This is a genomic window from Microbacterium meiriae (assembly GCF_025143875.1).
GTDB lineage: Bacteria > Actinomycetota > Actinomycetes > Actinomycetales > Microbacteriaceae > Microbacterium > Microbacterium meiriae.
The window spans coordinates 1-24,302 of record NZ_JAMBDU010000024.1; the positions used below are offsets into that span (position 1 = coordinate 1).

Sequence of the window (24,302 nt, forward strand, 5' to 3'; positions counted from 1 at the left end):
GGGCGCCGCGGGGCGGCGCCCCCTCACCCCCCACCTCCCCGGGGGCGCCCGCGTCGTCGTCTGCTCGCACCTCGGACGCCCCGAGGGCGCGCCCGATCCGCAGTTCAGCCTGGAGCCGGTCGCGCAGCGACTGTCCGAGCTGCTCGGCGCACCGGTCGCCTTCGCGGGCGACACGGTCGGCGAAGCCGCGAAGGACGCCGTGGCGTCCCTCGAGAACGGCCAGGTCGTCGTGATCGAGAACCTCCGGTTCAACCCGGGGGAGACCTCGAAGGACGAGGCCGAGCGTGGTGCTTTCGCGGCCCAGCTCGCGGAGCTGGGCGACGTGCTCGTGTCCGACGGCTTCGGCGTCGTGCACCGCAAGCAGGCGAGCGTCTACGACCTCGCGAAGCTGCTGCCCTCGGCGGCCGGCCTCCTGATCGCGACCGAGCTCGACGTGCTCGACCGCTTGACGGAGAATCCGGAGCGGCCGTACGCGGTGGTGCTCGGCGGGTCCAAGGTGAGCGACAAGCTCGGAGTCATCTCGCACCTGCTCCCGCGGGTCGACCGCATCCTGGTCGGCGGCGGCATGCTCTTCACCTTCCTGAAGGCGCAGGGGCATGCCGTCGCGTCGAGCCTCCTCGAGGAGGACCAGCTCGAGACCGTGCGCGGATACATCGCCGAGGCGGCCGAGCGCGGCGTGGAGCTCGTGCTCCCCACCGACGTGGTCGTCGCCGCGTCCTTCGGCGCCGACGCGGACCACGAGGTGGCCCCCGCGGACGCGATCGAGGAGACGGCGTTCGGTTCGTCGGGCATCGGCCTCGACATCGGGCCGGACACCGCGGCGCGCTTCGCCGAGGTCATCCGCGGATCGAAGACCGTGTTCTGGAACGGCCCGATGGGCGTGTTCGAGTTCCCGGCCTTCGCCGCAGGGACGAAGGCGGTCGCGCAGGCGCTGACCGAGGTCGACGGCCTCAGCGTGGTCGGTGGCGGCGACTCCGCCGCAGCCGTCCGTCAGCTCGGATTCACCGACGACCAGTTCGGGCACATCTCGACCGGCGGCGGCGCGAGCCTCGAATTCCTCGAGGGCAAGAAACTACCTGGGCTGGAGGTCCTCGGATGGGCGTGAGCTCCCGTACCCCGCTGATCGCGGGCAACTGGAAGATGAACCTGGATCACCTGCAGGCGGTGGCGTTCGTGCAGAAGCTGCACTGGACGCTGAAGGACGCCAAGCACGAGGACGGATCCGTGGAGGTGGCGGTCTTCCCGCCCTTCACCGACATCCGCAGCGTGCAGACGCTCATCGACGCGGACAAGATCCCGTTCGCGTTCGGTGCGCAGGACGTCTCGGCGCACGACTCCGGGGCGTACACCGGCGAGATCTCCGGCGCGTTCCTGGCGAAGCTCGACGCGAAGTACGTCATCATCGGACACTCCGAGCGTCGCGAGTACCACGCCGAGTCCGACGAGATCGTGGCCGGCAAGGTGAAGGCTGCTCTCAAGCACGGCCTCTCCCCGGTGATCTGCGTCGGTGAGACGGCGGAGGACCTGGAGAAGTTCGGCGCCAGCGCGGTTCCGGCCGGACAGCTCGAGGCCGCGCTGCAGGGCGTCTCGCCCTCGGCCGACATCGTCGTCGCGTATGAGCCGGTCTGGGCCATCGGGTCGGGTCGGGCGGCCACGCCGCAGCAGGCGCAGGACGTGTGCGCGGCACTCCGCGGCGTGATCGCGAAGGTCCTCGGCGACGAGGCGGCTGCGCGCACCCGCATCCTCTACGGCGGCTCCGTCAAGGCGGCGAACATCGCCAGCTTCATGCGCGAGCCCGACGTGGACGGCGCTCTGGTCGGCGGCGCGAGCCTCGTCGTCGACGAGTTCGCGGCGATCATCCGTTTCGAGAAGCACGTCGGCGTGTGAGTGCGGCGGGGCTCCGGTCCCGCTGCACCGTATACTTGACCGTTACGGGGGCGCTCCGGCCCCAGCGAAAGGCTCTTTCCGTGGCAATTCTCGAGTTCGTCCTGCAGGTCGTGCTGGGCATCACCAGCGTCCTGCTGACTCTCCTCATCCTCTTGCACAAGGGTCGCGGTGGCGGCCTGTCCGACATGTTCGGCGGCGGCATGACCACTGCGGTCGGCTCCTCCGGTCTCGCGGAGCGGAACCTGAACCGCTTCACCGTCGTCCTGGCGCTCACGTGGTTCATCGCCATCGTGGCGCTCGGCCTCATCACGAAGTTCGAGGTGATCTGATGGCTACCGGTGGAAACGCGATCCGCGGTACCCGTGTCGGTTCCGGTCCCATGGGCGAGCAGGACCACGGCTATCACGCCGACCGCATCGCGGTGTCGTACTGGGACGGCCTCGGCAACGAGACGGTGCGCTACTTCGCCGCCGGCCTCCCCGAGGAGGAGATCCCGGAGATCATCGACCACCCGCAGTCGGGTCTCCCGGCCGGGCGCGACAAGGAGAACCCTCCCGCCGTCGCGAAGGCCGAGCCGTACAAGACGCACCTCGCTTACGTGAAGGAGCGCCGGACGGACGAAGAGGCCGTCCAGCTCCTGGAGGACGCCCTCACTCAGCTGCGCGAGCGTCGGGGTCAGTGACCGCCGACTGAGCGAGAGGAGAAGCCGCCGTGATGATCACGGCGGCTTCTTCAGTCTCAACGGCAGCCGGCCGCGGCGTCGATGTAGTTCTGCGGGGGATACCCGTAGGCCCATACGCCGTTGGCGTCGTCCGTGAACCCCATGCTTATGGCCCAGGCCGTCGCCCACTTCTCGATGCTGTCCTGCGTGGACGGGTCGTACATGTCCTGACACTTCACGCTGATGGCATGACCCACCTCGTGGGCGACGAGCGCTCTGCTGCGCTCTGCGGGCCACTGCTCCGCGACCGAGTTCGACAGCTCGATGACCGCGCGTCCCGGCTCGTCCCACCACCAGGTGGTGTAGCCGCCCATGCTGCCGTTGTACCCGGCGCCGTTGACGACGGGTGCCCAGTCGAACTCCAACAGGACGCCGGGCGCGAGCGAGCGGGCGAAGGCCTCGATCTCGAGCCGGGCGTTCCGCAGTGGGCCCGCCTTCTCCGCGAGCTCCGCGTCCTCGGCCGCGACGACATCGGTGGCCGCCTTCTGCAGGGCGACGTAGGCGGCCGCAGCCGCGTCGTCGACCTCGGTGACGGCGAGAGCATCCGCGGCGGCTCCGCGCAGAGCGATCACGGCGGCGTTGCGGGTCGACGGATGCGCGCTCTCGAAGGCGCCGGCGGCCTCGGCCGCGGTGGTGAGCACGGCCACGCCGTTCGTCCGGACCGCGTCCACGCTCGCGGCGGCGGACGTGGAGGCGCTGTCCATCGACTCGGCGACGCCGCGCAGGATGCTCTGGTCCTCGGCGAGACGGCTCGTCGCGGCGAAGAGGTCCCAGAACCAGCCGGGTTTCGTCTCGTCGGCCGGGAGCCGCGTCGCGAGGACGTCCTCGGCCTCGCCGCCCGTGGTCTCGCCCTCCGCCACGGCGGAGTCCAGGGCCGCCCAGAGGTCCTCGGGAACGGCGAGGGCGGGCGCGCCGGTGTCGATGATGACATGCCCGGCGTCCGTCGCCGCGATCAGATCGGCGGTCCGCTGTCGGAGTTCCGTCTGCTGGGCGGTCACCGATCGGGTGGCGTCCTCGACCCCGCTGGCGGCCTCGTCGTATCCCTGGTTCGCCACGAGTTGCGTGATGCCGAGACCGGTCAACACCACGACCGTGCCGATGGCGCCGGCGAGGATGCCCTTCAGCCTTCGCCGGTCGCGCGGCGGCCGGGGGACGCCGGACGCGGAGGAGAGGACGGGCGGGAGACGATGCCCACCCGGAGCCGGCCCCGTGGCGGTCGCGGCAACCGACGGCGGAGGGGCGGTCACGAGGCGCTCATCTCGGCAGGCCTTCCGGTCGGGAGCTGATCCTGTCAGCGTATTCGACCGAGGTGACGACGTGGAGGGGGTGACGGGAATCGAACCCGCGCAATCAGTTTGGAAGACTGAGACTCTACCATTGAGCTACACCCCCGGAACCGGAGTCCGGACTCCATCGATCATAGCGGACGGTCGGGCGTGCTCCTGTCCGTTAGACTCGATGGGGCTGAATCTGCGTGCGGATTCCCCGGGGCGTAGCTCAGCTTGGTAGAGCGCCCGCTTTGGGAGCGGGAGGTCGCAGGTTCAACTCCTGTCGCCCCGACTCGACCCCACGACCTTCCAGCCGCGTTCTGCGCGGAAACCACAAGGAGAACACACCAGCATGGCGAACAGCACCGTCGAGAAGCTGACCCCGACCCGGGTCAAGCTCACCATCACGGTCACCCCGGACGACCTCAAGCCGAGCATCGCGCACGCCTACGAGCACATCGCGCAGGACGTCCAGATCCCCGGCTTCCGCAAGGGCAAGGTGCCGGCTCCGATCATCGACCAGCGCATCGGCCGTGGTGCCGTCATCGAGCACGCCGTCAACGAGGGCCTGGACAAGTTCTTCCGCGAGGCGACCGCCGAGCACAAGCTCCGCATCGTCGGTCGTCCGTCGGCCGAGATCACGCAGTGGCCCAACGAGAAGGACTTCTCGGGCGACCTGCTCGTCGACGTCGAGGTCGACGTGCGCCCGGAGATCGAGCTCCCCGACTACGCGGGCATCACCCTCGAGGTCGACGCCGTGGAGGCCGACGAGGCCGCCCTCGACGCCGAGCTGGAGAACATGCGCGCCCGCTTCGGCACGCTCATCCCCGTCGACCGCCCCGCAGCCAAGGGCGACTTCGTCGAGCTGGACCTCGTCGCGACGATCGACGGCAGCGAGATCGACCGCGCCGAGGGCGTCTCCTACGAGATCGGCTCCGGCGAGCTCCTCGAGGGCATCGACGACGCGATCGAGTCGCTCACCGCCGGTGAGGACACCACCTTCCGCTCCGCCCTCGTCGGTGGCGACCACGCCGGCAAGGAGGCGGAGGTCTCCGTCACCGTCAAGGCCGTCAAGGAGCGCGAGCTTCCCGAGGCCGACGACGAGTTCGCGCAGATCGCGAGCGAGTTCGACACCATCGCGGAGCTGCGCGACAGCCTGCGCGAGCGCGTCGAGCAGCAGGGCGTCTTCACGCAGGGCTCCGCCGCCCGCGACAAGCTCGTCGAGACGCTGCTCGCGCAGATCGAGATCCCGGTCCCGCCGCAGCTCATCGAGGACGAGGTGCACAACCACCTCGAGGGCGAGGGTCGTCTCGAGGACGACGTGCACCGCGCCGAGGTGACCGAGGCCAGCGAGAAGCAGTTCCGCACGCAGGTGCTGCTCGACACGATCGCCGAGCAGGCCGACGTGCAGGTCTCGCAGGAGGAACTCTCGCAGTACCTCATCCAGTCCGCCGCGCAGTACGGCATGGCGCCGCAGGAGTTCGTCGAGGCGCTGCAGTCCTCGAACCAGCTCCCGGCCCTGGTCGGCGAGGTCGCCCGTAACAAGGCGCTCGCGATCGCACTGGGCAAGGTCAAGGTCGTGGACACCAACGGCAAGGCCGTCGACCTCTCCGACTTCGTCGTGACCGACGACGAGGCCGAGGCCGAGGGCGAGAAGGCCGCCGAGGCCGAGGAGAAGCCCGCCGCGAAGAAGAAGGCTCCGGCCAAGAAGGCGGCCGCCAAGAAGGACGCCGACGCGGACGAGAAGCCCGCCGCGGCGAAGAAGCCCGCCGCCAAGAAGCCGGCTGCGAAGAAGGCTGCGGCCAAGAAGGACGCCGACACCGCCGAGTGATCGGCGCGGTCGAGTGAAGAGGGCGGGTGCTGCGGCATCCGCCCTCTTTCTCATCGAGGGAAGGACGACGGGATGGCGAGCTGGGACGACCGCATCGATCAGGTGTGGGCGGACGCTTCGGGAGAAGAGGTCGGCGACGAGACGATCGCGCGCATCGACGCCCTCGCCGCGGAACGGGGTGCGGACGACGCCCGGGCCGAGTTCGAGCGCGCCGGTGCCCGCGATTCCGCCGGACGCCCGGCGGAGGCGGTGGAGCTCTACCGTCGCGCCCTGGCGCTCGGCCTCGATGAGGAGCATCGCCCGCAGTGCGTGATCCAGCTCGCGAGCTCGCTGCGCAACCTCGGCGACTACGACGAGGCGCTGCGCGTCATCCGCGCCGAGGAGGAGATCGCGGCGGACGGACCGTATCGCGACGCGGTCGCGGTGGTGCACGCCCTCATCCTCGCCAGTGCCGGCCGGCCCGCGCAGGGCCTGTCGGTGGCCATCCTCGCGCTCGTCCCGCACCTGCCGCGCTACCACCGATCCATGACGGCGTATGCGCAGGAGATCGCCGGCAGCGACACCTGATATGCCGACGGCGAACACGACCTAGGGGCTGTGCGCGCGCCGGTAGATTCGAATCACTGAAACACGGAAGCAGGAGCTGACATGGCTGAACCCCTCGTCGCGACAAGCGTCTTCGACAGGTTGCTGAAGGACCGCATCATCTGGCTCGGCTCGGAGGTGCGAGACGACAACGCCAACGAGATCTGCGCGAAGATCCTCCTTCTCGCCGCCGAAGACTCCGAGAAGGACATCTACCTCTACATCAACTCGCCCGGCGGCTCGATCACCGCGGGCATGGCGATCTACGACACGATGCAGTTCGTGCCGAACGACATCGTCACCGTCGGCATCGGCATGGCCGCGTCCATGGGCCAGCTGCTGCTGACGAGCGGCACCAAGGGCAAGCGCTACATCACGCCGAACGCCCGCGTGCTGCTGCACCAGCCGCACGGCGGCTTCGGCGGCACCGCGAGCGACATCCAGACCCAGGCGCAGCTCATCCTGTCGATGAAGAAGCGCCTCGCCGAGATCACCGCGTCGCAGACCGGCAAGCCCGTCGAGCAGATCAACGCCGACGGCGACCGCGACCGCTGGTTCACGGCGGAGGAAGCCCTCGAGTACGGCTTCGTCGACCACATCCGCGAGCACGCCAGCGACGTCACCGGCGGCGGCGGCACGGGCGTCGAGTAAGGATTCGAGAGGACACCATGTACACACCCACGTTCCAGTCCGCCGGAAACCTGCCCTCCAGCCGGTATGTGCTGCCGCAGTTCGAGGAGCGCACCGCCTACGGCTTCAAGCGCCAGGACCCGTACAACAAGCTGTTCGAAGACCGCGTGATCTTCCTCGGCGTGCAGGTCGACGACGCGTCGGCCGACGACGTCATGGCACAGCTCCTCGTCCTGGAGAGCCAGGACTCCGAGCGCGACATCACCATGTACATCAACTCGCCCGGTGGCTCGTTCACCGCGATGACGGCGATCTACGACACGATGCAGTACGTCGCGCCGCAGATCCAGACCGTCGTGCTCGGCCAGGCGGCCTCGGCTGCCTCCGTGCTGCTCGCGGCGGGCGCTCCCGGCAAGCGTCTCGCGCTGCCGAACGCCCGCGTGCTGATGCACCAGCCGGCGATGGGGGAGGCCGGGCACGGTCAGGCCTCCGACATCGAGATCCAGGCGGCGGAGATTCTCCGCATGCGCACCTGGCTCGAGGAGACCATGGCCCGTCACACCGGCAAGCCGGTCGAGCAGGTCAACCGCGACATCGATCGCGACAAGATCCTCTCGGCCAACGAGGCGCTGGAGTACGGCATCGTCGACCAGGTGCTCACCTCGCGCAAGCGCGCGTAGTCTGCATCCGTAGAAGAGGACGCCCGTCGATCGACGGGCGTCCTCTTCGCGTCTCCGGCGGAAGTGCGCGGGAAGACGGCGCGCCTGCGCATATGAGCAGATGGGTGCGCGAACGCTGAATCCGGCCTACCCTGGAGGAGGAAGGAGGACACCGTGGAAGAAGATCTGCTCATGGTCCGGGTCGCCGAGCTGTACTACGACGAGGACAAGACGCAGGACGAGATCGGTGGTCTCCTGAAGATCTCCCGGTGGAAGGTCGGGCGCCTCCTCACGCAGGCGCGGCAGCGCGGCATCGTCCGCATCGAGATCGTCCACCCGCGCGCCCGTCGGCTCGGCCTCGAGCGCGAGCTCGTGGAGCGCTTCGGCCTCACCGATGCCGTGGTCGTCCCCTCACCCGAAGGCGACGAGGGCACTCTGGAGCGCGTCGCTCAGGCGGCCGCCGACTTCCTGACCGCCCTCCGCCCTGTTCCGCGCACCCTCGGGGTGAGCTGGGGCAAGACGCTCCGCGCCGTGGCCGAGGCCCTGCCCGACGGCTGGGCGAACGGTGTCACGGTCGTGCAGCTCAACGGCGGCGTCAGCCTGAACCGGCGCTCGGGCGGGGCCGCGGGACTCGCGGTGACCATCGCCCAGCGCGCCTCCGGCCAGGTCTCCCTGCTGCCGAGCCCCGCGATCCTGGAGCACGTCGAGACGAAGCAGGCGATCGAAGGGGACCGCACCGTCGCGGCCGTGCTGGAGGAGGCCGCGGACGCCCAGGCGTTCCTGTTCACCGCCGGCCCCTGCGATGCGACCTCCGCCCACGTCGAGAACGGCTATCTCACCGCCGACGATGTGGAGGAGCTCGCGCGCCGCGGCGCCGTCGGCGACGTCCTCGGGCGCTACGTCGACGCCGAGGGCAACATCGTCGACCCGCAGCTGGACGCCCGTACGGTCGGCGTCTCGCTCGACCGCCTGCGCGGCGCCGCGCGGGCCATCTTCGTGACGGCGGGCCCCGCCAAGCACGACATCGCGCGCACCGTCGTGACCAGCGGCCTGTGCGGGGTCCTGGTGACCGATGAGACCACAGCACGAGCATTGTTGGAGGAACAGTGACGACGACAGAACTCAGCCGCAGGACGGCGGTGGACGTCCTCGGCGGTGAGCCGGACGACGCGACCCTCCGTCGTTTCCTGCACGGCCTCCCCGGCGTGGACGCCGTCGGGCTGGAGCAGCGCGCTGCCGGCCTCGGCACCCGCTCCATCAAGACGACGTCGAAGGCGTGGGCGCTGGACACGATCATCAAGCTGATCGACCTGACCACCCTGGAGGGCGCGGACACCCCCGGCAAGGTACGGTCCCTCGTCGCCAAGGCGAAGAACCCCGACGCCGCCGACCCCTCGACGCCCCGCGTCGCCGCGGTCTGCGTCTACGGCGACATGGTCGCCGGCGCGGTCGAGGCCCTCGGCAGCCTGCACGGCGACCCCGACGACGGGCTCATCTCGGTCGCCGCCGTGGCCACCGCCTTCCCGAGCGGCCGGTCCTCCCTCGCGATCAAGCTCGCCGACACCGCGGAGGCGGTCGCGGCCGGTGCGGACGAGATCGACATGGTCATCGACCGGGGCGCGTTCCTGGCCGGCCGCTACGGGCTGGTGTTCGACCAGATCGCCCAGGTCAAGGAGGCGTGCCGCCGGGAGGACGGCTCGTACGCCTCGCTCAAGGTGATCCTCGAGACCGGCGAGCTGAACACGTACGACAACATCAAGCGCGCCTCCTGGCTCGGCATCCTCGCCGGCGGCGACTTCATCAAGACGTCGACCGGCAAGGTGCAGCCGGCGGCGACGCTGCCGACCACGCTGCTGATGCTGGAGACGGTGCGCGACTGGTACCGCGGCACGGGGGAGCGCATCGGCGTGAAGCCCGCCGGCGGCATCCGCTCGTCCAAGGACGCGGTCAAGTACCTGGTGACGGTCGCCGAGACCGTGGGGGAGGAGTGGCTCCAGCCGCACCTGTTCCGCTTCGGCGCCTCGAGCCTGCTCAACGACGTGCTCCTCCAGCGTCAGAAGCTCGCCACCGGCCACTACTCCGGCCCCGACTACGTCACGATCGACTGACATCTTCGGCCGGTCCCTGAGCCGGTCGAAGGGCAGCAACCCAAGGGATTGAAAATGAACTTCCTGGAATACGCTCCGGCTCCGGAGTCCACGGCGGTGCTGAGCCTCAAGGACAGCTACGGGCTGTTCATCGACGGCGAGTTCGTCGACGGCTCCGGCACCCCCTTCCGCACCATCTCCCCGGCGACGGAGAAGGAGATCGCCGAGATCGCCTCCGCCGACGACGCGGACATCGACCGCGCCGTCGCCGCGGCCCGTCGCGCCTATGACAAGGTCTGGTCGCGGATGAGCGGCCGCGACAGGGGCAAGTACCTGTTCCGCATCGCCCGCCTCGTGCAGGAGCGTGCCCGTGAGCTGGCCGTCGCCGAGAGCCTCGACAACGGCAAGCCCATCAAGGAGAGCCGCGATGTGGACGTGCCGCTCGTGGCGTCCTGGTTCTTCTACTACGCGGGGTGGGCCGACAAGCTCGACTACGCCGGTCTCGGCGCGAACCCGCGCGCCCTGGGCGTCGCCGGGCAGGTCATCCCCTGGAACTTCCCGCTGCTGATGCTCGCGTGGAAGCTGGCGCCCGCGCTGGCGGCCGGGAACACGGTCGTGCTCAAGCCGGCCGAGACCACGCCGCTGACGGCACTGATCTTCGCCGAGATCCTGCAGCAGGCCGATCTCCCCGCCGGTGTCGTGAACATCGTCACGGGGGCCGGCTCGACCGGGGCCGCCCTCGTCCGTCACCCCGACGTCGACAAGGTCGCGTTCACCGGCTCGACGGGTGTCGGTCGCGACATCGCCCGGGCCGTCGCGGGGACGAACAAGAAGCTGACCCTGGAGCTGGGCGGCAAGGCCGCGAACATCGTCTTCGACGACGCGCCGATCGACCAGGCGGTCGAGGGCATCGTCAACGGCATCTTCTTCAACCAGGGCCACGTGTGCTGCGCCGGGAGTCGTCTGCTCGTGCAGGAGTCGATCCACGACGAGGTCGTCGACCGGCTGAAGAACCGGCTGTCGACGCTGCGTCTCGGCGACCCGCTCGACAAGAACACGGACATCGGCGCGATCAACTCCGCGGCGCAGCTCGCCCGCATCCGCGAGCTGAGCGACATCGGCGAGGCCGAGGGTGCCGAGCGCTGGACCGCCGACTGCGCGATCCCGGAGCAGGGCTTCTGGTTCGCCCCGACGATCTTCACCGGGGTCGAGGCCTCGCACCGCATCGCCCGCGACGAGGTGTTCGGCCCGGTGCTGTCGGTCCTCACCTTCCGGACACCCGCCGAGGCGATCGCGAAGGCCAACAACACCCCGTACGGTCTCTCCGCCGGCATCTGGTCCGACAAGGGCTCGCGCATCCTCGCAGTCGCGGATCGGCTGCGTGCGGGCGTCGTGTGGGCGAACACGTTCAACCGTTTCGACCCGTCGAGCCCGTTCGGCGGCTACAAGGAGTCCGGATTCGGCCGCGAGGGCGGTCGTCAGGGGCTCACCGCCTACCTCAAGGGAGCCGCAGCATGAGCAAGCGACTGACCGTTCCGAAGACCTACAAGCTCGCCATCGGCGGGGCCTTCCCCCGCAGCGAGTCCGGACGCACGTACGAGGTCGTCTCCCGCAAGGGCGCCTTCCTCGCCAACGCCGCCAAGGCCTCCCGCAAGGACGCCCGCGATGCGGTCGTCGCCGCGCGCGCCGCCGTCAAGGGCTGGTCGGGGGCGACGGCCTACAACCGCGGCCAGGTGCTCTACCGCGTCGCCGAGGTGCTCGAGGGACGTCGCGCACAGTTCGTCGACGAGATCGTGGCGCAGGAGGGCATCTCGTCCTCGGCGGCCACGGCGCAGGTCGACGAGGCGATCGATCTCTGGGTCTGGTACGCCGGGTGGTGCGACAAGTACGCCCAGGTGGCGGGCAACGCGAACCCCGTCTCCGGTCCGTACTTCAACATCTCGGTGCCAGAGCCCACCGGTGTGGTCGCGATCGTGGCGCCGCAGGACTCAGCGCTGCTCGGCCTGGTCTCTGTCGTCGCCCCGGCCCTCGTCGCCGGGAACACCGTCGTCGTGGTCGCGAGCGAGCAGTACCCGCTCTCCGCGATCAGTCTCGCCGAGGTGCTCGCGACCAGCGACGTCCCCGGCGGCGTGGTGAACGTGCTCACCGGTTCGCCGGCCGAGATCGCCCCCTGGCTCGCCTCGCACCAGGATGTGAACGCCCTCGACCTCGCCGGCGCCGGTGCGCTGGAGTGGGTCGACATGCAGATCGCCGCAGCGGACACGCTGAAGCGCGTGCTCGCCCCCGGTGACGTGGTCGCGTCGCCGGAGCGGATCGCCGCCTTCACCGAGGTCAAGACGGTCTGGCACACGAAGAGCATGGTCTGACGACACGTCAGGATGGCTGAGGGCCCTGTCGCGTACCGCGCGGCGGGGCCCTCGTCGTTCGAGCAGCGTGCGCGTGACGCCGGTGCTGTGGTTTCATGGCGGCATGATGGCGACCTCCAGCGTCCGCGCCCGCCCCGGGCGAGTGACGCTCGTGCTGGCGGCGATCCTGCTTCTCGACGGCTGCGCAGCGGCGCCGGCCGACGTCACCGCCGGAGAGCCGACGCCGACCGTGACCCCGACCGTCGCCTGTCCGCAGGTGGACGGCGCCGAGCTTCCGCCGGAGTGTGCGCCGTACGACCCGGAACACGCGATGGAACAGAACGACCGGCATCGTGAGCGAATGGAGACGTCGGTCGAGGCGCGGGCGGCCGCCGAGCAGCCGGTGGCGGACCTCCGCGTGCGTCTCGAAGCACTGCGCACGGAGAGCACGATCGCTGTGACCTCCGTCGAGAACGCCTTGCGCGAGGTCGGCCTCGTCCATCACGTCGCCCGGGGAGATGCGCGCGCGGTGGCGTTCGGTGCCGACGGTCCCGAGGGCGGCTGCGTCTTCGGGGAGGTGCGTCCGGACGAGGTGCACATCGAAGTCGGGGGATACATCATGGACGGCGGCTGCCTCCCCGCGGAATGACGGCGGAGACACCGTCATCCGCCGGACCCGCCGAACGACTCGTCGCCAATGCGGCCCGGTGTCGTATGCAGCGGTTAGGCTCGAAGAACGATCCTGATCCCCCCGAGGAGGACGCGCATGGCCCGCATCGGTGAAAGCGCTGACCTGTTCAAGTGCTCGTTCTGCGGAAAGAGCCAGAAGCAGGTGCAGCAGCTCATCGCCGGACCCGGCGTGTACATCTGCGACGAGTGCGTCGAGCTCTGCAACGAGATCATCGAAGAGCGCATGGCGGAGTCGTCCGCCGAGGGCGTGGCCGAGTTCGAGCTTCCGAAGCCTCGCGAGATCTTCACGTTCCTCGAGGAGTACGTCGTCGGACAGGAGCCCGCGAAGCGCGCCCTCTCCGTCGCCGTCTACAACCACTACAAGCGCGTCCGCGCCCACGGCACGCTGCAGCCGGCCGAGCAGAAGGCCGAAGAGATCGAGATCGCGAAGAGCAACATCCTGCTCATCGGCCCGACGGGTTGCGGTAAGACCTATCTGGCGCAGACGCTCGCCAAGCGCCTCAACGTGCCGTTCGCCGTCGCCGACGCGACCGCGCTGACGGAGGCCGGCTACGTCGGCGAAGACGTCGAGAACATCCTCCTCAAGCTCATCCAGGCCGCGGACTATGACGTGAAGCGCGCCGAGCAGGGCATCATCTACATCGACGAGGTCGACAAGATCGCCCGCAAGGCCGAGAATCCGTCGATCACCCGCGATGTGTCGGGCGAGGGTGTGCAGCAGGCGCTGCTGAAGATCATCGAGGGCACGGTCGCCTCGGTGCCGCCGCAGGGCGGTCGCAAGCACCCGCACCAGGAGTTCCTGCAGATCGACACCTCGAACGTGCTCTTCATCGTGGCCGGTGCCTTCGCCGGGCTGGAGGACATCGTCTCCGCGCGCGTCGGCAAGCACGGCGTCGGCTTCGGCGCTCCGCTGCACGACAAGGGCAAGGACCTCGACCTCTTCAGCGAGGTGCTCCCGGAAGACCTCCACAAGTTCGGGCTCATCCCAGAGTTCATCGGGCGCCTGCCCGTCGTCACCAACGTGTCGCCGCTCGACCAGGCCGCGCTCATCGACATCCTCACGGGGCCGCGCAACGCGCTCGTGAAGCAGTATCAGCGCATGTTCGAGCTCGACGGCGTCCAGCTGGAGTTCGAGGAGGACGCGCTGCGGTCGATCGCGGATCTGGCGGTCGAGCGCAAGACGGGTGCCCGTGGTCTCCGTGCCATCCTGGAGGACGTGCTCGGTCCGGTGATGTTCGAGATCCCGTCTGCGGAGGACGTCGCGAAGGTGATCATCACCCGTGCCGCCGTCGACGAGGGGGCCCCGCCCACCATCGTGATGGAGCGCAAGCGCAAGAGCGCCTGAGCCATGGGTGCCGACCCCGTTCCGTGGACGACTGTCGCGCGGACGACGCTCGTCGCCGATCGGTGGATCAGGGTGCACGCGGATGAGTGTCTCGACGAGCACGCCCGCCGTATAGCGCCGTACTACGTCCTCGAGTGCGGTGACTGGGTCTCCGTCCTCGCCGTCGATCGCGATGGCGCAGCGATCGTGGTCGAGGAGTACCGCCACGGAGCGGGAGTCCTCGCGCTGGGCACGGTCGGAGGGGGAGCGGAGCCCGGCGAGCGTCCGGAAGACGCGGCTACGCGCGAACTCCGGGAGGAGACTGGGTGCGTCGCCGACGAGTTGGTGGCCCTCGGCGCGACCTGGGCGAACTTCGGAACGCACACGAACAAGGTCCATCACTTCCTCGCTCTCGGCTGCATACGCGTCACTGAGCAGTCCCTGGATGAGCACGAGGCCGTCGTCGTGCGGTCCCTGCCGCTGGACCTGGTGGGGGAGCAACTCACCCAGAGCTACCACCAGCTCACCTGGTACAAGGCGATGGACCGACTCCGGCGATAGGACCTGAATGCCTGCTCACGCCATCGGCATGAGCAGGTCCGTGCGGAGCTCGTCCGGATCGACGCCGGGGTCCGAGACGTACACCTCGATCCAGAGGCCGCGTGGGTGCAGCCCGGCCTCCGCCGCGCGTGCGACCAGCCCGGCCCATCCGGTGCTGAGACCGTCGTAGGAGCCGAAGACGGTGGTCGCGACGGCCTGCCCGGTCGGCAGGGCCGACGCCACGATGGCGGTTCCGTCGCCGGTGGCGATCGGGTCGGACGGTGCGGCCTGCACCGGGAAGCCGAGCTCCAGATCGAACACGCCCATCGGGTCGCCGTGATAGATCGCGAGCGCCGGGCCGGTGGGGATCAGCCTGCCGGCGGCGAAGGCCGCGGCGATCGCCCCGTAGCCGGTGTCGAAAGCGTCACGGAGGTCGGCGAGGCGGATACCCTTGTGCTGGATGACGGCGAGGGGAACGGCGTCCAGCTCCAGGCTGTCCGCCGGGCCGAAGGGAGCGTCGGGGAATGCGTCCATGCGCTCAGGGTCTCACGACTCAGGAATCCAGTCCACGGCGTTTCAGGAGCGGCTCGATGTCGGCGTCCCGCCCGCGGAAGTCGCGGTAGGCGGCCAGCGGGTCCTTCGAGCCGCCGACCCCGAGCAGCCGGTCGCGGAAACGGTCCCCATTGGCCCTGGTGAGCCCGCCGTTCTCTCGGAACCACTCGACGGTGTCGGCGTCGAGCACCTCGCTCCAGATGTACGAGTAATACCCCGCGCTGTAACCGCCGGAGAAGACGTGCGCGAAGTACGTGGAGGAATACCGGGTCGGCACGGCGGGGTCATCCAGCCCGATGTCGGCCAGCGCTGCGGCCTCGAACGCGGCGACATCCTCCACCGCGTCCTCGGTGGAGAGCCGGTGCCACGCCTGATCCAGCCACGCTGCGGCGAGGTACTCGCTGGTCGCGTGCCCTTGATCGAACGTCGCAGTCGCCCGCAGCCGCTGCACGATGGCGGGATCCAGCGGCTCGCCGGTCTCGTGGTGCCGGGCATAGTGGTCCAGAACCTCCGGCCAGAGGATCCACATCTCGTTCACCTGACTGGGGAACTCGACGAAGTCGCGGAACACGTTGGTCCCGGCGAAGTGCGGGTAGGTGACCGTGGCGAACAGGCCGTGCAGGGCGTGCCCGAACTCGTGGAACAGCGTCGTCACCTCGTCGAGCGTCAGCAGCGTGGGCTCGCGGTCCCCGGGCTGCGGGACGTTGAGGTTGTTCACCACGACCGGGGCGCTGCCGCGCAGCCGGGACTGGCTGACGATCGCGTTCATCCATGCCCCGCCGCGCTTGGAGTCGCGGGTGTAGAGATCGAGCACGTAGAGGCCCAGGGGAGAGTCGTCGGCGTTGCGCACCTCGAACACGCGGGCCTGCGGGTGATAGGCCGCGAGGTCGTGCCGTTCGTGGAACGTCACCCCGTACAGGCGGGTCGCCGCGAAGAACACGCCGTCCTGCAGCACGCGCTCCGCGTCGAACCAGGGGCGCAGGGCGGCGGTGTCGATGTCGTAGCGGGCAGTGCGCACGCGCTCGGTGTAGAACGCCCAGTCGTGGGCCTCCACGGGGAAGGGCTCCGGCTCGGTCTCGTCGACGATCGCCTGGAGCGCGTCCCGTTCGGCGCGGGCGTTCCGGGCGGACGGCGCAGCCAGCCGGCGCAGCATCCGCTCGACGGCCTCGGGGGAGCCCGCCGTCTCGTCGGCGGTGATGTACGCGGCATGCGACGGATATCCGAGGAGGCGCGCGCGCTCGGCGCGGAGGCGCACGATCTCGCGCAGCACCGGGCGGTTGTCGTTGCCGTTGTCGCGCGAGCCCCGCGCGCGCGACGCCGCCATGATCCGGCGACGGGATTCCCGCACCGCGAGCCGGGCGAGGGCCGGATGGCCGGTGAACAGCGGCAGGGTGAGGAGGTAGCGGCCGTCGAGCCCACGGTCGGCCGCGGCGCGCGCCGCGGACGAGAGCTCGCCCGCACTCAGGCCCTCCAGCTCGGCGGCGGAGTCGAAGACCACGGCGAGGTCGTTCGTATCGCTCAGCAGGTTCCGCTCGAACGTGTTCGTGAGCACGGACAGCTTCTGGTTCAGACCCGTGAGCTGCGCCTTCGCGTCGTCGTCGAGCCCAGCGCCGGCATGCGTCATCTCGCGGTGGTAGCGCTCCACGAGATACCGCTGCTCAGGATCGAGGTCGAGCGCCTCGCGCTGCTCGTACACGTGGGCCACGCGGGCGTAGAGGGCCGCATCCAGCGTGATCGCATCCTCATGGGCGGCCATGAGCGGAGCGAGCTCCTCATCGATCGCCTGGATCCCCGGTGTGGCATCGGCGGAGCTCACCGTGTAGAACGCGTGCGCCACCCGGTCGAGGAGCTCGCCCGACCGCTCCAGCGCCTCGAGCGTGTTCTCGAACGTCGGCATCGACCGCACGCGGGTGATGTTCGCGACCTCCGCGAGCTGCTCCGCGAAACCGGCTCGGAAGGCGGGAAGGTAGTGCTCCGGGCGGATGGCCTGATAGTCCGGGAGCCCGAAGGGAAGGATCGACGGCTGCAGCAGCGGATTCGTGGCGTCGCTCATCCTCCGAGCCTAGCCACCGCCATCCCCGGAACGTTCCGTGCTCAGACGGGTCATCACCTCTCGCAGGGCGTCGACGACGACACGGACCGAGCGGCGGCGCAGGTTCTCCGGGCGCGCGAGGACGTCGATCATGCGGTGCGTGCTCACGCCGCGCAGGGGGATGCGTACGATGTCGCGATCGTCGACGCTGCGCGAGGTGAACCGGGGGAGCATTCCCAGGACGCCGCCGGCCGCGACAACCGCCGACACCGCGCCGTAGTCGTTGATGCGGTGGCGGACCTCGACCGGGCGGCGGGCGACGGCGGCGACGGCACGGAGCACGTCGTCGGGGGAGTACCCCACGCGGCTCGTCACCCAGTGCTCGTCGGCGACCTCGTCCGGTGAGAGGGTGCGGCGACCGGCGAGAGGATGTGCGGCGGCGACCGCGACGTCCAGGGGCTCGCGGACGAGACCGACAGCGCGGATGCCTGCGGTCGGCCACGGCGCGGAGTGCTCCATCCGATGCGCGAGGACGAGGTCGTACCGCGCGGTGAGCCCAGGGAACTCGCTCTGCGCGACATCTTCGTCCGTCAGGCGTACCGTCGGCGCGTGCTCCTTCCCGGAGAGCTCCCGCACGAGCGGGCCGAAGAGCGCCTGACCGACGCTGTGGAACCCGCTGATGCTCACCTCTCCGGTCGCCGCGCCCTCGAAGTCGTCCAGCGCGTGCCGCGCTGCGGCCATGGCATCGATGGCCTCCCCGCCGGCCGCCGCGAGGACCTCGCCGGCAGAGGTCAGCACGAGCGTGCGGCCCTGGCGACGGGTGAGCGGGGCGGGGAAGGAGCGCTGCAGCGCGGCGAGCTGCTGCGAGACGGCGGACGGGGTGACCCGGAGCGTGTCGGCGACAGCCGTCACGCTGCCCAGGGCTCCGAGTTCGCGGAGGATCTGGAGCTGATGGAGTTCCACGTCGATAGTTTAGACCTGGCTATAGAGACGATGCAGAATCTGCCGATTGTTCTACAGCGACGTATGCGATGAGATCGGAGCATGAAGGCTCTGTTCAAGGAGGAACCCGGCGCCGGCCTCGCGCTCGTGGAGCGACCCGATCCCACGGCCGGCCCCGGCGAGGTCGTCATCCGCGTCCTCCGCACCGGCATCTGCGGGACCGATCTGCACATCCGGCGATGGGACGACTGGGCGGCCTCCGCGATCTCCGCGCCCCTCATCCCGGGACATGAGTTCTACGGCGAGGTCGTCGAGGTCGGATCGCTCGTCCATGACATCGCCGTCGGCGACCGGGTCTCCGGCGAAGGACACATCGTCTGCGGCACCTGCCGGAACTGTCGTGCCGGACGGCGGCAGATGTGCATCCGCACCATCGGGCTCGGTCTGCAGCGCGACGGTGCCTTCGCCGAGTACCTCTCGCTGCCGGCGACCAACGTGTGGGTCCACCACGCCGAGGTCGCTCCGGAGCTCGGCGCGATCTTCGACCCGCTCGGCAACGCCGTGCACACCGCCCTCCGCTTCCCTCTGGTCGGCGAAGACGTCCTCGTCACCGGCTGCGGCCCGATCGGCCTGATGGCGATCGCCGTCGCCCGGCATGCCGGTGCCCGCTTCATCGTGGGGACCGACGTGAGCGGCCCGCGCCTGGAGATGGCGCGAGGGATGGGAGCAGACGACGTCGTCGACGTCTCCCGCCAGGAGATCCGCGACGCGCAGCGGGCGCTCGGCATGCGCGAGGGTTTCGACATCGGCTTCGAGATGAGCGGTGCGGCATCGGCGCTCCCGGCGATGATCGACAACATGAACCACGGCGGACGGATCGCGATGCTCGGGCTGCCGTCGACGGGGTTCGACATCGACTGGGGCAAGCTCGTCACGCATATGCTCACCATCACCGGCATCTATGGTCGCGAGATGTTCGAGACCTGGAACGCCATGGGGGCGATGCTGCAGACGAGTGCGACACTGCGGGCGGCCATCGGTCGCGTGATCGCCGAGGTCGTGCCGGCGCGCGACTGGGAGCGCGGATTCGCGGCGGCGGAGTCCGCCGGCACGGGCAAGATCATCCTCGACTGGACGGAGCTGTGATGTACGCGACCTTCAAGGACCATGTGGCGCGGGAGCTGGCGGGGATCGAGGAGGCCGGGCTCACTAAGCATGAGCGCGGCATCCGCGGTCCGCAGCGGGCGGAGATTACGGCCGACGGCGCCGAGGTGCTCAACTTCTGCGCGAACAACTACCTCGGGCTCGCCGACGACCCCCGCATCCTCGCTGCGGCCCGGACGGCCCTGGACGAGTGGGGGTACGGGCTCGCGAGCGTGCGCTTCATCTGTGGCACGCAGGAGCAGCACCTCGAACTCGAGCGTCGGCTGGCGGACTTCCTCGGCACCGACGACGCGATCCTCTACTCGTCCTGCTTCGACGCCAACGGCGGTGTCTTCGAGACGCTGTTCTCCGCGGAGGACGCGATCATCTCGGACGAGTTGAACCACGCGTCCATCATCGACGGCATCCGCCTCTCGAAGGCGCGCCGACTCCGGTACCGCAACCGCGACATGGCGGATCTGGAGGAGCAGTTGCGGGCGGCCGCCGATGCCCGGTTCCGCGTGATCGTGACCGACGGCGTCTTCTCGATGGACGGCTACATCGCCCCGCTCGCTGAGATCTGCGACCTCGCCGAGCGGTACGACGCCCTCGTCTTCGTGGACGACTCGCACGCGGTCGGCTTCGTCGGGGAGAACGGGCGGGGGACGCCGGAGCTGTGCGGCGTCGCAGATCGTGTCGACATCTACACCGGCACCTTCGGCAAGGCGTTGGGCGGCGCCTCCGGGGGGTACGTCGCCTCCCACGCGGAGATCGTCGCGCTGCTGCGTCAGCGTTCCCGTCCGTACCTGTTCTCGAACACCCTCGCTCCGGCCATCGTGGCCGGTGCCCTGACCGCACTCGACCTCGTCGAGGGATCGGCGGACCTGCGGGCGCGGCTGCGGGACAACGCAGCCCTGTTCCGCACCCGGATGGCGGAGGAAGGCTTCGATCTGCTTCCCGGAGGGCACCCGATCGTGCCGGTCATGTTCGGTGATGCCGCGCTCACAGCCCGGATCGCCGCGGCGATGCAGGACCAGGGCGTCTACGTGACGGCGTTCAGCTTCCCGGTGGTGCCGCGGGGGAAGGCGCGCATCCGGGTGCAGCTCTCCGCCGCGCACTCCGCCGAGCAGGTCGAGCGCTGTGTAACGGCCTTCGTCGCGGCGCGGGATGCGGTGAGCTGACCGCGTTGCAAAGAAAAGCTTGCAAAGAGTTGTTTGCAAGCGTACCTTTGCATGCATGACGAACGAGACGCAGGTACGGACGCTGGATGCGGGAGCGCTCAAGGCGCTGGCGCATCCGCTGCGGGTCAAGATCTTCGATCTGCTCGCCTCTCGTGGTCCTCAGACGGCCAGCTCTCTCGCGGCCCTCGTCGGGGAGACCTCGGGATCCACCAGCTACCACCTCCGCGCCCTCGCCGCCCACGATCTCATCCGCGAAGTGGAAGGTCGTGGCACGGCGCGGGAGCGGTGGTGGGAGCGCCCGAAGGGCCGCATCGACGTGCCGGGACCGGACGAGCAGATGTCGCCGGCCAACCGTGCCGCGGCCCAGATCGTGACATCGGAGTTCTTCCGGCTCCGGCACGAAACGCTGATGCAGTACCTCAACCGCTCGGATGCCGACATCCCCGAGGGGTGGCGTGACGTGGGTCTGACCATCACCACGCACCTCGACATGACCGCGGAGCAGGCGATGTCGCTGCGGGCGGAACTGGAGGCCGTCGTGGAGAAGGCGATCGCGCAGTACCGCGGTCAGGAGGGCCCGGACGTGCGCCGTGTCTCCCTCCGTGCCGAGATCTTCGACCTCCCCACGCCTGGAGGCGCCGCCACGGCCGAGACGACGGACGCATCGTGACCGCCGCCACCCTGCACCTCGTCAGTCCCACGCGGACGGAGCGCGGCCTGCTGCACCTCGCCGACCGGGTCACCGCAATGATCGAGCACCGGATCGAGCGTCGCGCACAGCGGCGGGTCCTCGCCCTCGACCTCCTCCGCGAACAGCAGGCCCGCCGGCATGACCCGCACGCCGTCGACCATCTCCTCGCGCAGCTCGGAGCCCCGCGCCGCTGACGCCGAGACCCCGGATACGCGTCGAGACCCCCTCCTATCCGCGCGGAGAGGAGGGGGTCTCGACGATGAAGCGGGGTCTCGGCGATCAGAAGGGGCGGGCGATGACCTCGCCGGAGGGGGTCTGGAGGACCTCCCAGCCGGCGTCGAGCTCCGCGATCGCGCGGCCTTCCAGCCAGGTGAGGGTCCAGTGACCGGTGAGGCCCTGGGACTCGACCTCGGCGATCGCGGGGCGCAGCGCCTCGGGGACGGACGCGGGGGGCTGCGCCCCCGTGGCCCAGCGCGTGCCGAGCTGCATCAGGAAGCCTCGACCGGGGCGAGCTCGATCGCGGTGACCGCGAACTCCTCCGCCTCGGAGATCTCGAGCTCGGCGATGCGGCCGACAGCGCGGAGGTCGTCCGCCGCGGCGCGCAAGGCCTCGACCTTCGCGGCGGGTGCGGCGATGGCGGCACGGGAGACCGGGGTCTTCTGCGACGCCTTCGCCTCGGTCTTCGCGCGCCGGATGCCGATGAGCGCCTCGCTGGCGGCGGCCAGCACGGCCGGGTCGCCCTCGATGCCGAGCTTCTCGGGCCACGCTGCGGTGTGCACGGAGCCCTCCTCGAACCACGACCAGGCCTCCTCCGTGGCGAAGGAGAGCACCGGTGCGAGCAGGCGGAGCAGCGTGGACAGCGCCAGACGCAGCGCAAGGGCGGCCGAGGCCTGGCCCACGTCGTTCTGGTTGTAGGCGCGCTCCTTCACGAGCTCCAGGTAGTCGTCGCAGAACGTCCAGAAGAACGCCTCGGTCAGCTCGAGCGCCCTGGCCGCGTCATACCGGTCGAAGGCCGCGGTCGCCTCGGCCACCACCGCGTCGAGCGCCGTGAGCATCGAGGCGTCGAGCGCGTGTGTCACCTGAGCGCCCGCGGGCACCGGGAACGACAGCACGAACTTCGCGGCGTTGAGCACTTTGATCGCCAGACGCCGACCGATCTTCACCTGAGTCGGGTTCTGCGGGTCGAAGGCCGCGTCCATGCCGAGGCGGCTGGAAGCCGCCCAGTACCGCACCGCGTCCGAGCCGTGGGCGTCGAGCACGTCGGCAGGGGTGACCACGTTGCCCTTCGACTTCGACATCTTCTTGCGGTCGGGGTCGACGATGAAGCCGGAGATGGCGGCGTTCTTCCACGGGGCGCGGCCGTCTTCGAGCGTGGAGCGCAGCATGGTCGAGAAGAGCCAGGTGCGGATGATGTCCTGTCCCTGCGGGCGCAGGTCGAACGGCGCGGTGAGCTGCCACAGCTCCTCGTCGCGCTGCCAGCCGCCCGCGAGCTGCGGGGTCAGGGAGGATGTCGCCCAGGTGTCGAGGATGTCGGCCTCGGCGTCGAACCCGCCCGGCACGCCGCGCTGGGCCTCGGTGTAGCCCGCGGGGACGTCCGTGGTCGGGTCGATGGGCAGCGCGGCCGCGTCCGGGGTGAGCACGCGGTCGTAGTCGCGCTCGCCGTTCTCGTCCAGCGCGTACCAGAGCGGGATCGGCACACCGAAGAACCGCTGCCGGGACACGAGCCAGTCGCCGGTGAGGCCGCCGACCCAGTTCTCGTAGCGGACCCGCATGAAGTCGGGGTGCCACGCCAGCTCGGTGCCGTGCGCGAGGAGCTGCTCGCGCAGCTCGCCGTCGCGGGCGCCGTTGCGGATGTACCACTGCCGGGTCGAGACGATCTCGAGCGGGCGGTCACCCTTCTCGAAGAACTTCACGGCGTGCTGGAAGGGCTTGCCGACGGCGGTCATGTCGCCGGTCTCCTGCAGCTTCTCGACGATCGCCTTGCGGGCGCTGAAGACGGTCTTGCCGGCCACGTTCTCCGCGTACCAGGCGCGGGCGTCGGCGTCGGCCACGATCGACGGGGCCTCGGGGAGGAAGCGGCCGTCGAGACCGATCGTCGTCATGTTCGGCAGGGACTCGCCGGCAGTGGTGCGCAGCTCGCGCCACCAGATGATGTCGGTCACGTCGCCGAAGGTGCAGACCATGGCGGCGCCGGTGCCCTTGTCGGGCTGGGCGAGGTGGTGGCCGTGGACCTCGATCTCGGCGCCGAAGTAGGGCGTACGGACCTTCGTGCCGATGAGGTGCTTGTGCGGTCCCTCGGGGTGGGTCACGATCGCGATGCACGCGGGGAGGAGCTCCGGGCGGGTGGTGTCGATCGCGATGGAGCCGGAGCCGTCCGCGAAGGGGAACTCGATCGTGTGGTACGCGGCCTGCTGGTCGCGGTCCTCGAGCTCGGCCTGCGCGATCGCGGAACGGAAGTCGATGTCCCACAGCGTCGGCGCGAGAGCCTGGTACGCCTCGCCGCGCTCGATGTTGCGGAGGAAGGCGAGCTGGCTCTGCCGGATCGTGTCGTCGGAGATGGTGCGGTACGTCTGCGTCCAGTCCACGCTCAGTCCGAGCTGACGGAACAGCGCCTCGAACTGCTTCTCGTCCTCGATCGTGAGGCGCTCGCACAGCTCGATGAAGTTGCGACGGCTGATCGGCTGCTGGTCGGCCGCCCGGCTCGACTTGTTGTCGCCGCCCTCGAACGGCGGGGTGAAGTCGGCGTCGTAGGGGAGCGAGGGGTCGCAGCGCACGCCGTAGTAGTTCTGCACGCGGCGCTCGGTGGGCAGACCGTTGTCGTCCCAGCCCATCGGGTAGAACACGGTCTTGCCGCGCATGCGCTCGTACCGGGCCTTGACGTCGGTGTGCGTGTAGGAGAACACGTGACCGATGTGGAGGCTCCCGGAGGCGGTGGGCGGCGGAGTGTCGATCGAGTAGACGCCCTCACGACCGAGCTCGGCGGCGCGCAGACGGTCGAACAGGTATGTGCCCTGCTCCGCCCAGGCGGCGTCCCACTTCGCTTCGAGACCTTCGAGTGCGGGCTTGTCGGGAATGGCGGACATGGAGGTCTCCTCGAGCGATGTATGCGGCACTGTGTGAGCGTGCCTGAGTGTGGGTGGTGCCGCCCAGTCTACCGAGCGCACGGGACGGGCGCTCGACCCGGGGGAGCGTCC

General features: G+C 69.7%; 25 protein-coding genes and 2 tRNA genes. 20 read left to right on the plus strand and 7 right to left on the minus strand.

Features of this window, described 5'->3' with window-relative positions:
- The 4 genes from M4D53_RS13650 to M4D53_RS13665 all read left to right on the plus strand — a co-directional run.
- The coding region (locus M4D53_RS13650; RefSeq protein ID WP_259954536.1) for a phosphoglycerate kinase at positions 1-1,105 on the plus strand (1,105 nt) is incomplete at its 5' end.
- Entirely contained in the window at positions 1,096-1,887 is a 792-nt protein-coding gene (tpiA, locus tag M4D53_RS13655) for a triose-phosphate isomerase (protein WP_259954537.1), read from the plus strand. The genes M4D53_RS13650 and tpiA, both read left to right, overlap by 10 nt.
- Positions 1,888-1,967: 80 nt before the next feature.
- Positions 1,968-2,216: a preprotein translocase subunit SecG gene (secG, locus tag M4D53_RS13660; RefSeq protein WP_025105023.1), complete on the plus strand. Its 249-nt coding sequence runs from the start codon at positions 1,968-1,970 to the stop codon at positions 2,214-2,216.
- On the plus strand, positions 2,216-2,569 hold the full coding sequence (locus M4D53_RS13665; protein WP_025105022.1) for an RNA polymerase-binding protein RbpA: 354 nt from the start codon (positions 2,216-2,218) through the stop codon (positions 2,567-2,569). The genes secG and M4D53_RS13665 overlap by 1 nt, the downstream gene beginning before the upstream one ends.
- Before the next feature lie 56 nt (positions 2,570-2,625).
- On the opposite strand, the gene M4D53_RS13670 is transcribed toward M4D53_RS13665, so the two are convergent.
- Both M4D53_RS13670 and M4D53_RS13675 read right to left on the minus strand, forming a co-directional pair.
- Complete coding sequence (locus tag M4D53_RS13670) at positions 2,626-3,855, minus strand: hypothetical protein (protein WP_259954538.1); 1,230 nt, start codon at positions 3,853-3,855, stop codon at positions 2,626-2,628.
- Positions 3,856-3,926: 71 nt separating this feature from the next.
- Positions 3,927-4,000, minus strand: a tRNA-Gly gene (locus M4D53_RS13675).
- Between the two features lie 94 nt (positions 4,001-4,094).
- On the opposite strand from M4D53_RS13675, the gene M4D53_RS13680 reads away from it, so the two are divergent.
- The 12 genes from M4D53_RS13680 to M4D53_RS13735 all read left to right on the plus strand — a co-directional run bounded on the left by M4D53_RS13680 (position 4,095) and on the right by M4D53_RS13735 (position 14,588).
- Positions 4,095-4,168 (plus strand) — tRNA-Pro (locus M4D53_RS13680).
- 60 nt (positions 4,169-4,228) lie between these two features.
- Entirely contained in the window at positions 4,229-5,707 is a 1,479-nt protein-coding gene (gene tig, locus M4D53_RS13685) for a trigger factor (protein ID WP_259954539.1), read from the plus strand.
- Positions 5,708-5,779: 72 nt separating this feature from the next.
- Positions 5,780-6,274 carry a tetratricopeptide repeat protein gene (locus tag M4D53_RS13690; RefSeq protein ID WP_259954540.1) on the plus strand — a complete coding sequence of 165 codons (495 nt, stop codon included), beginning with the start codon at positions 5,780-5,782 and terminating at the stop codon, positions 6,272-6,274.
- Between the two features lie 81 nt (positions 6,275-6,355).
- On the plus strand, positions 6,356-6,943 hold the full coding sequence (locus M4D53_RS13695) for an ATP-dependent Clp protease proteolytic subunit (RefSeq protein WP_025105018.1): 588 nt from the start codon (positions 6,356-6,358) through the stop codon (positions 6,941-6,943).
- A gap of 17 nt (positions 6,944-6,960) precedes the next feature.
- Positions 6,961-7,602: an ATP-dependent Clp protease proteolytic subunit gene (locus tag M4D53_RS13700; RefSeq protein WP_025105017.1), complete on the plus strand. Its 642-nt coding sequence runs from the start codon at positions 6,961-6,963 to the stop codon at positions 7,600-7,602.
- 153 nt (positions 7,603-7,755) lie between these two features.
- Complete coding sequence (locus tag M4D53_RS13705; RefSeq protein WP_187661738.1) at positions 7,756-8,691, plus strand: sugar-binding transcriptional regulator; 936 nt, start codon at positions 7,756-7,758, stop codon at positions 8,689-8,691.
- Positions 8,688-9,689 carry a deoxyribose-phosphate aldolase gene (gene deoC / locus M4D53_RS13710; RefSeq protein ID WP_259954543.1) on the plus strand — a complete coding sequence of 334 codons (1,002 nt, stop codon included), beginning with the start codon at positions 8,688-8,690 and terminating at the stop codon, positions 9,687-9,689. Before M4D53_RS13705 ends, deoC begins: the two co-directional genes overlap by 4 nt.
- A 54-nt stretch (positions 9,690-9,743) precedes the next feature.
- On the plus strand, positions 9,744-11,186 hold the full coding sequence (locus tag M4D53_RS13715) for an aldehyde dehydrogenase family protein (protein WP_259954544.1): 1,443 nt from the start codon (positions 9,744-9,746) through the stop codon (positions 11,184-11,186).
- On the plus strand, positions 11,183-12,034 hold the full coding sequence (locus M4D53_RS13720) for an aldehyde dehydrogenase family protein (RefSeq protein ID WP_259954546.1): 852 nt from the start codon (positions 11,183-11,185) through the stop codon (positions 12,032-12,034). Before M4D53_RS13715 ends, M4D53_RS13720 begins: the two co-directional genes overlap by 4 nt.
- Positions 12,035-12,137: 103 nt before the next feature.
- Positions 12,138-12,662, plus strand: coding sequence for a hypothetical protein (locus M4D53_RS13725; RefSeq protein WP_259954547.1), 525 nt, complete (start codon positions 12,138-12,140; stop codon positions 12,660-12,662).
- 117 nt (positions 12,663-12,779) lie between these two features.
- Positions 12,780-14,048, plus strand: coding sequence for an ATP-dependent Clp protease ATP-binding subunit ClpX (gene clpX / locus M4D53_RS13730; protein WP_187661733.1), 1,269 nt, complete (start codon positions 12,780-12,782; stop codon positions 14,046-14,048).
- Between the two features lie 3 nt (positions 14,049-14,051).
- A complete protein-coding gene (locus tag M4D53_RS13735; RefSeq protein ID WP_259954548.1) occupies positions 14,052-14,588 on the plus strand; it encodes an NUDIX hydrolase in 537 nt (178 codons plus the stop codon).
- A gap of 15 nt (positions 14,589-14,603) precedes the next feature.
- Here M4D53_RS13735 and M4D53_RS13740 read toward each other — a convergent pair whose 3' ends face one another.
- The 3 genes from M4D53_RS13740 to M4D53_RS13750 are packed head-to-tail and all read right to left on the minus strand — an operon-like array spanning position 14,604 to position 18,114.
- Positions 14,604-15,101: a GyrI-like domain-containing protein gene (locus M4D53_RS13740; protein WP_259954549.1), complete on the minus strand. Its 498-nt coding sequence runs from the start codon at positions 15,099-15,101 to the stop codon at positions 14,604-14,606.
- 19 nt (positions 15,102-15,120) lie between these two features.
- Positions 15,121-17,172, minus strand: a complete 2,052-nt coding sequence (locus tag M4D53_RS13745) for a M3 family metallopeptidase (protein ID WP_259954550.1) — start codon at positions 17,170-17,172, stop codon at positions 15,121-15,123.
- Positions 17,173-17,181: 9 nt separating this feature from the next.
- Positions 17,182-18,114 carry a LysR family transcriptional regulator gene (locus M4D53_RS13750; RefSeq protein WP_259954551.1) on the minus strand — a complete coding sequence of 311 codons (933 nt, stop codon included), beginning with the start codon at positions 18,112-18,114 and terminating at the stop codon, positions 17,182-17,184.
- An 81-nt stretch (positions 18,115-18,195) separates the two neighbouring features.
- Between M4D53_RS13750 and tdh the strand changes: the two genes are divergently transcribed.
- From tdh to M4D53_RS13770, 4 genes are read left to right on the plus strand one after another with little or no spacing between them, the layout of a single operon-like run.
- Positions 18,196-19,239, plus strand: a complete 1,044-nt coding sequence (tdh, locus tag M4D53_RS13755; RefSeq protein WP_187661729.1) for an L-threonine 3-dehydrogenase — start codon at positions 18,196-18,198, stop codon at positions 19,237-19,239.
- A complete protein-coding gene (locus M4D53_RS13760; protein WP_259954552.1) occupies positions 19,239-20,417 on the plus strand; it encodes a glycine C-acetyltransferase in 1,179 nt (392 codons plus the stop codon). The genes tdh and M4D53_RS13760 overlap by 1 nt, the downstream gene beginning before the upstream one ends.
- 55 nt (positions 20,418-20,472) lie before the next feature.
- On the plus strand, positions 20,473-21,087 hold the full coding sequence (locus M4D53_RS13765; protein WP_187661728.1) for an ArsR/SmtB family transcription factor: 615 nt from the start codon (positions 20,473-20,475) through the stop codon (positions 21,085-21,087).
- Positions 21,084-21,302 carry a hypothetical protein gene (locus M4D53_RS13770; protein ID WP_187661727.1) on the plus strand — a complete coding sequence of 73 codons (219 nt, stop codon included), beginning with the start codon at positions 21,084-21,086 and terminating at the stop codon, positions 21,300-21,302. The genes M4D53_RS13765 and M4D53_RS13770 overlap by 4 nt, the downstream gene beginning before the upstream one ends.
- 85 nt (positions 21,303-21,387) lie before the next feature.
- On the opposite strand, the gene M4D53_RS13775 is transcribed toward M4D53_RS13770, so the two are convergent.
- Together M4D53_RS13775 and valS are read right to left on the minus strand one after the other, a co-directional pair.
- Positions 21,388-21,597, minus strand: a complete 210-nt coding sequence (locus M4D53_RS13775; RefSeq protein ID WP_025105004.1) for a hypothetical protein — start codon at positions 21,595-21,597, stop codon at positions 21,388-21,390.
- Complete coding sequence (gene valS, locus M4D53_RS13780) at positions 21,597-24,191, minus strand: valine--tRNA ligase (RefSeq protein WP_259954555.1); 2,595 nt, start codon at positions 24,189-24,191, stop codon at positions 21,597-21,599. The genes M4D53_RS13775 and valS overlap by 1 nt, the downstream gene beginning before the upstream one ends.
- Between the last annotated feature and the right edge of the window lie 111 nt (positions 24,192-24,302).

Excerpts from the sequence above, each read along its gene's own strand:
- M4D53_RS13725 (WP_259954547.1), top strand. The coding sequence starts at position 12,138 with ATGATGGCGACCTCCAGCGTCCGCGCCCGCCCCGGGCGAGTGACGCTC.
- valS (WP_259954555.1), bottom strand. The coding sequence starts at position 24,191 with ATGTCCGCCATTCCCGACAAGCCCGCACTCGAAGGTCTCGAAGCGAAG.
- M4D53_RS13695 (WP_025105018.1), top strand. The coding sequence starts at position 6,356 with ATGGCTGAACCCCTCGTCGCGACAAGCGTCTTCGACAGGTTGCTGAAG.
- M4D53_RS13690 (WP_259954540.1), top strand. The coding sequence starts at position 5,780 with ATGGCGAGCTGGGACGACCGCATCGATCAGGTGTGGGCGGACGCTTCG.
- M4D53_RS13700 (WP_025105017.1), top strand. The coding sequence starts at position 6,961 with ATGTACACACCCACGTTCCAGTCCGCCGGAAACCTGCCCTCCAGCCGG.
- clpX (WP_187661733.1), top strand. The coding sequence starts at position 12,780 with ATGGCCCGCATCGGTGAAAGCGCTGACCTGTTCAAGTGCTCGTTCTGC.
- M4D53_RS13745 (WP_259954550.1), bottom strand. The coding sequence starts at position 17,172 with ATGAGCGACGCCACGAATCCGCTGCTGCAGCCGTCGATCCTTCCCTTC.
- M4D53_RS13760 (WP_259954552.1), top strand. The coding sequence starts at position 19,239 with ATGTACGCGACCTTCAAGGACCATGTGGCGCGGGAGCTGGCGGGGATC.
- M4D53_RS13715 (WP_259954544.1), top strand. The coding sequence starts at position 9,744 with ATGAACTTCCTGGAATACGCTCCGGCTCCGGAGTCCACGGCGGTGCTG.
- tpiA (WP_259954537.1), top strand. The coding sequence starts at position 1,096 with ATGGGCGTGAGCTCCCGTACCCCGCTGATCGCGGGCAACTGGAAGATG.
- tig (WP_259954539.1), top strand. The coding sequence starts at position 4,229 with ATGGCGAACAGCACCGTCGAGAAGCTGACCCCGACCCGGGTCAAGCTC.
- M4D53_RS13765 (WP_187661728.1), top strand. The coding sequence starts at position 20,473 with ATGACGAACGAGACGCAGGTACGGACGCTGGATGCGGGAGCGCTCAAG.
- M4D53_RS13740 (WP_259954549.1), bottom strand. The coding sequence starts at position 15,101 with ATGGACGCATTCCCCGACGCTCCCTTCGGCCCGGCGGACAGCCTGGAG.
- M4D53_RS13665 (WP_025105022.1), top strand. The coding sequence starts at position 2,216 with ATGGCTACCGGTGGAAACGCGATCCGCGGTACCCGTGTCGGTTCCGGT.
- tdh (WP_187661729.1), top strand. The coding sequence starts at position 18,196 with ATGAAGGCTCTGTTCAAGGAGGAACCCGGCGCCGGCCTCGCGCTCGTG.
- M4D53_RS13775 (WP_025105004.1), bottom strand. The coding sequence starts at position 21,597 with ATGCAGCTCGGCACGCGCTGGGCCACGGGGGCGCAGCCCCCCGCGTCC.
- M4D53_RS13720 (WP_259954546.1), top strand. The coding sequence starts at position 11,183 with ATGAGCAAGCGACTGACCGTTCCGAAGACCTACAAGCTCGCCATCGGC.
- M4D53_RS13735 (WP_259954548.1), top strand. The coding sequence starts at position 14,052 with ATGGGTGCCGACCCCGTTCCGTGGACGACTGTCGCGCGGACGACGCTC.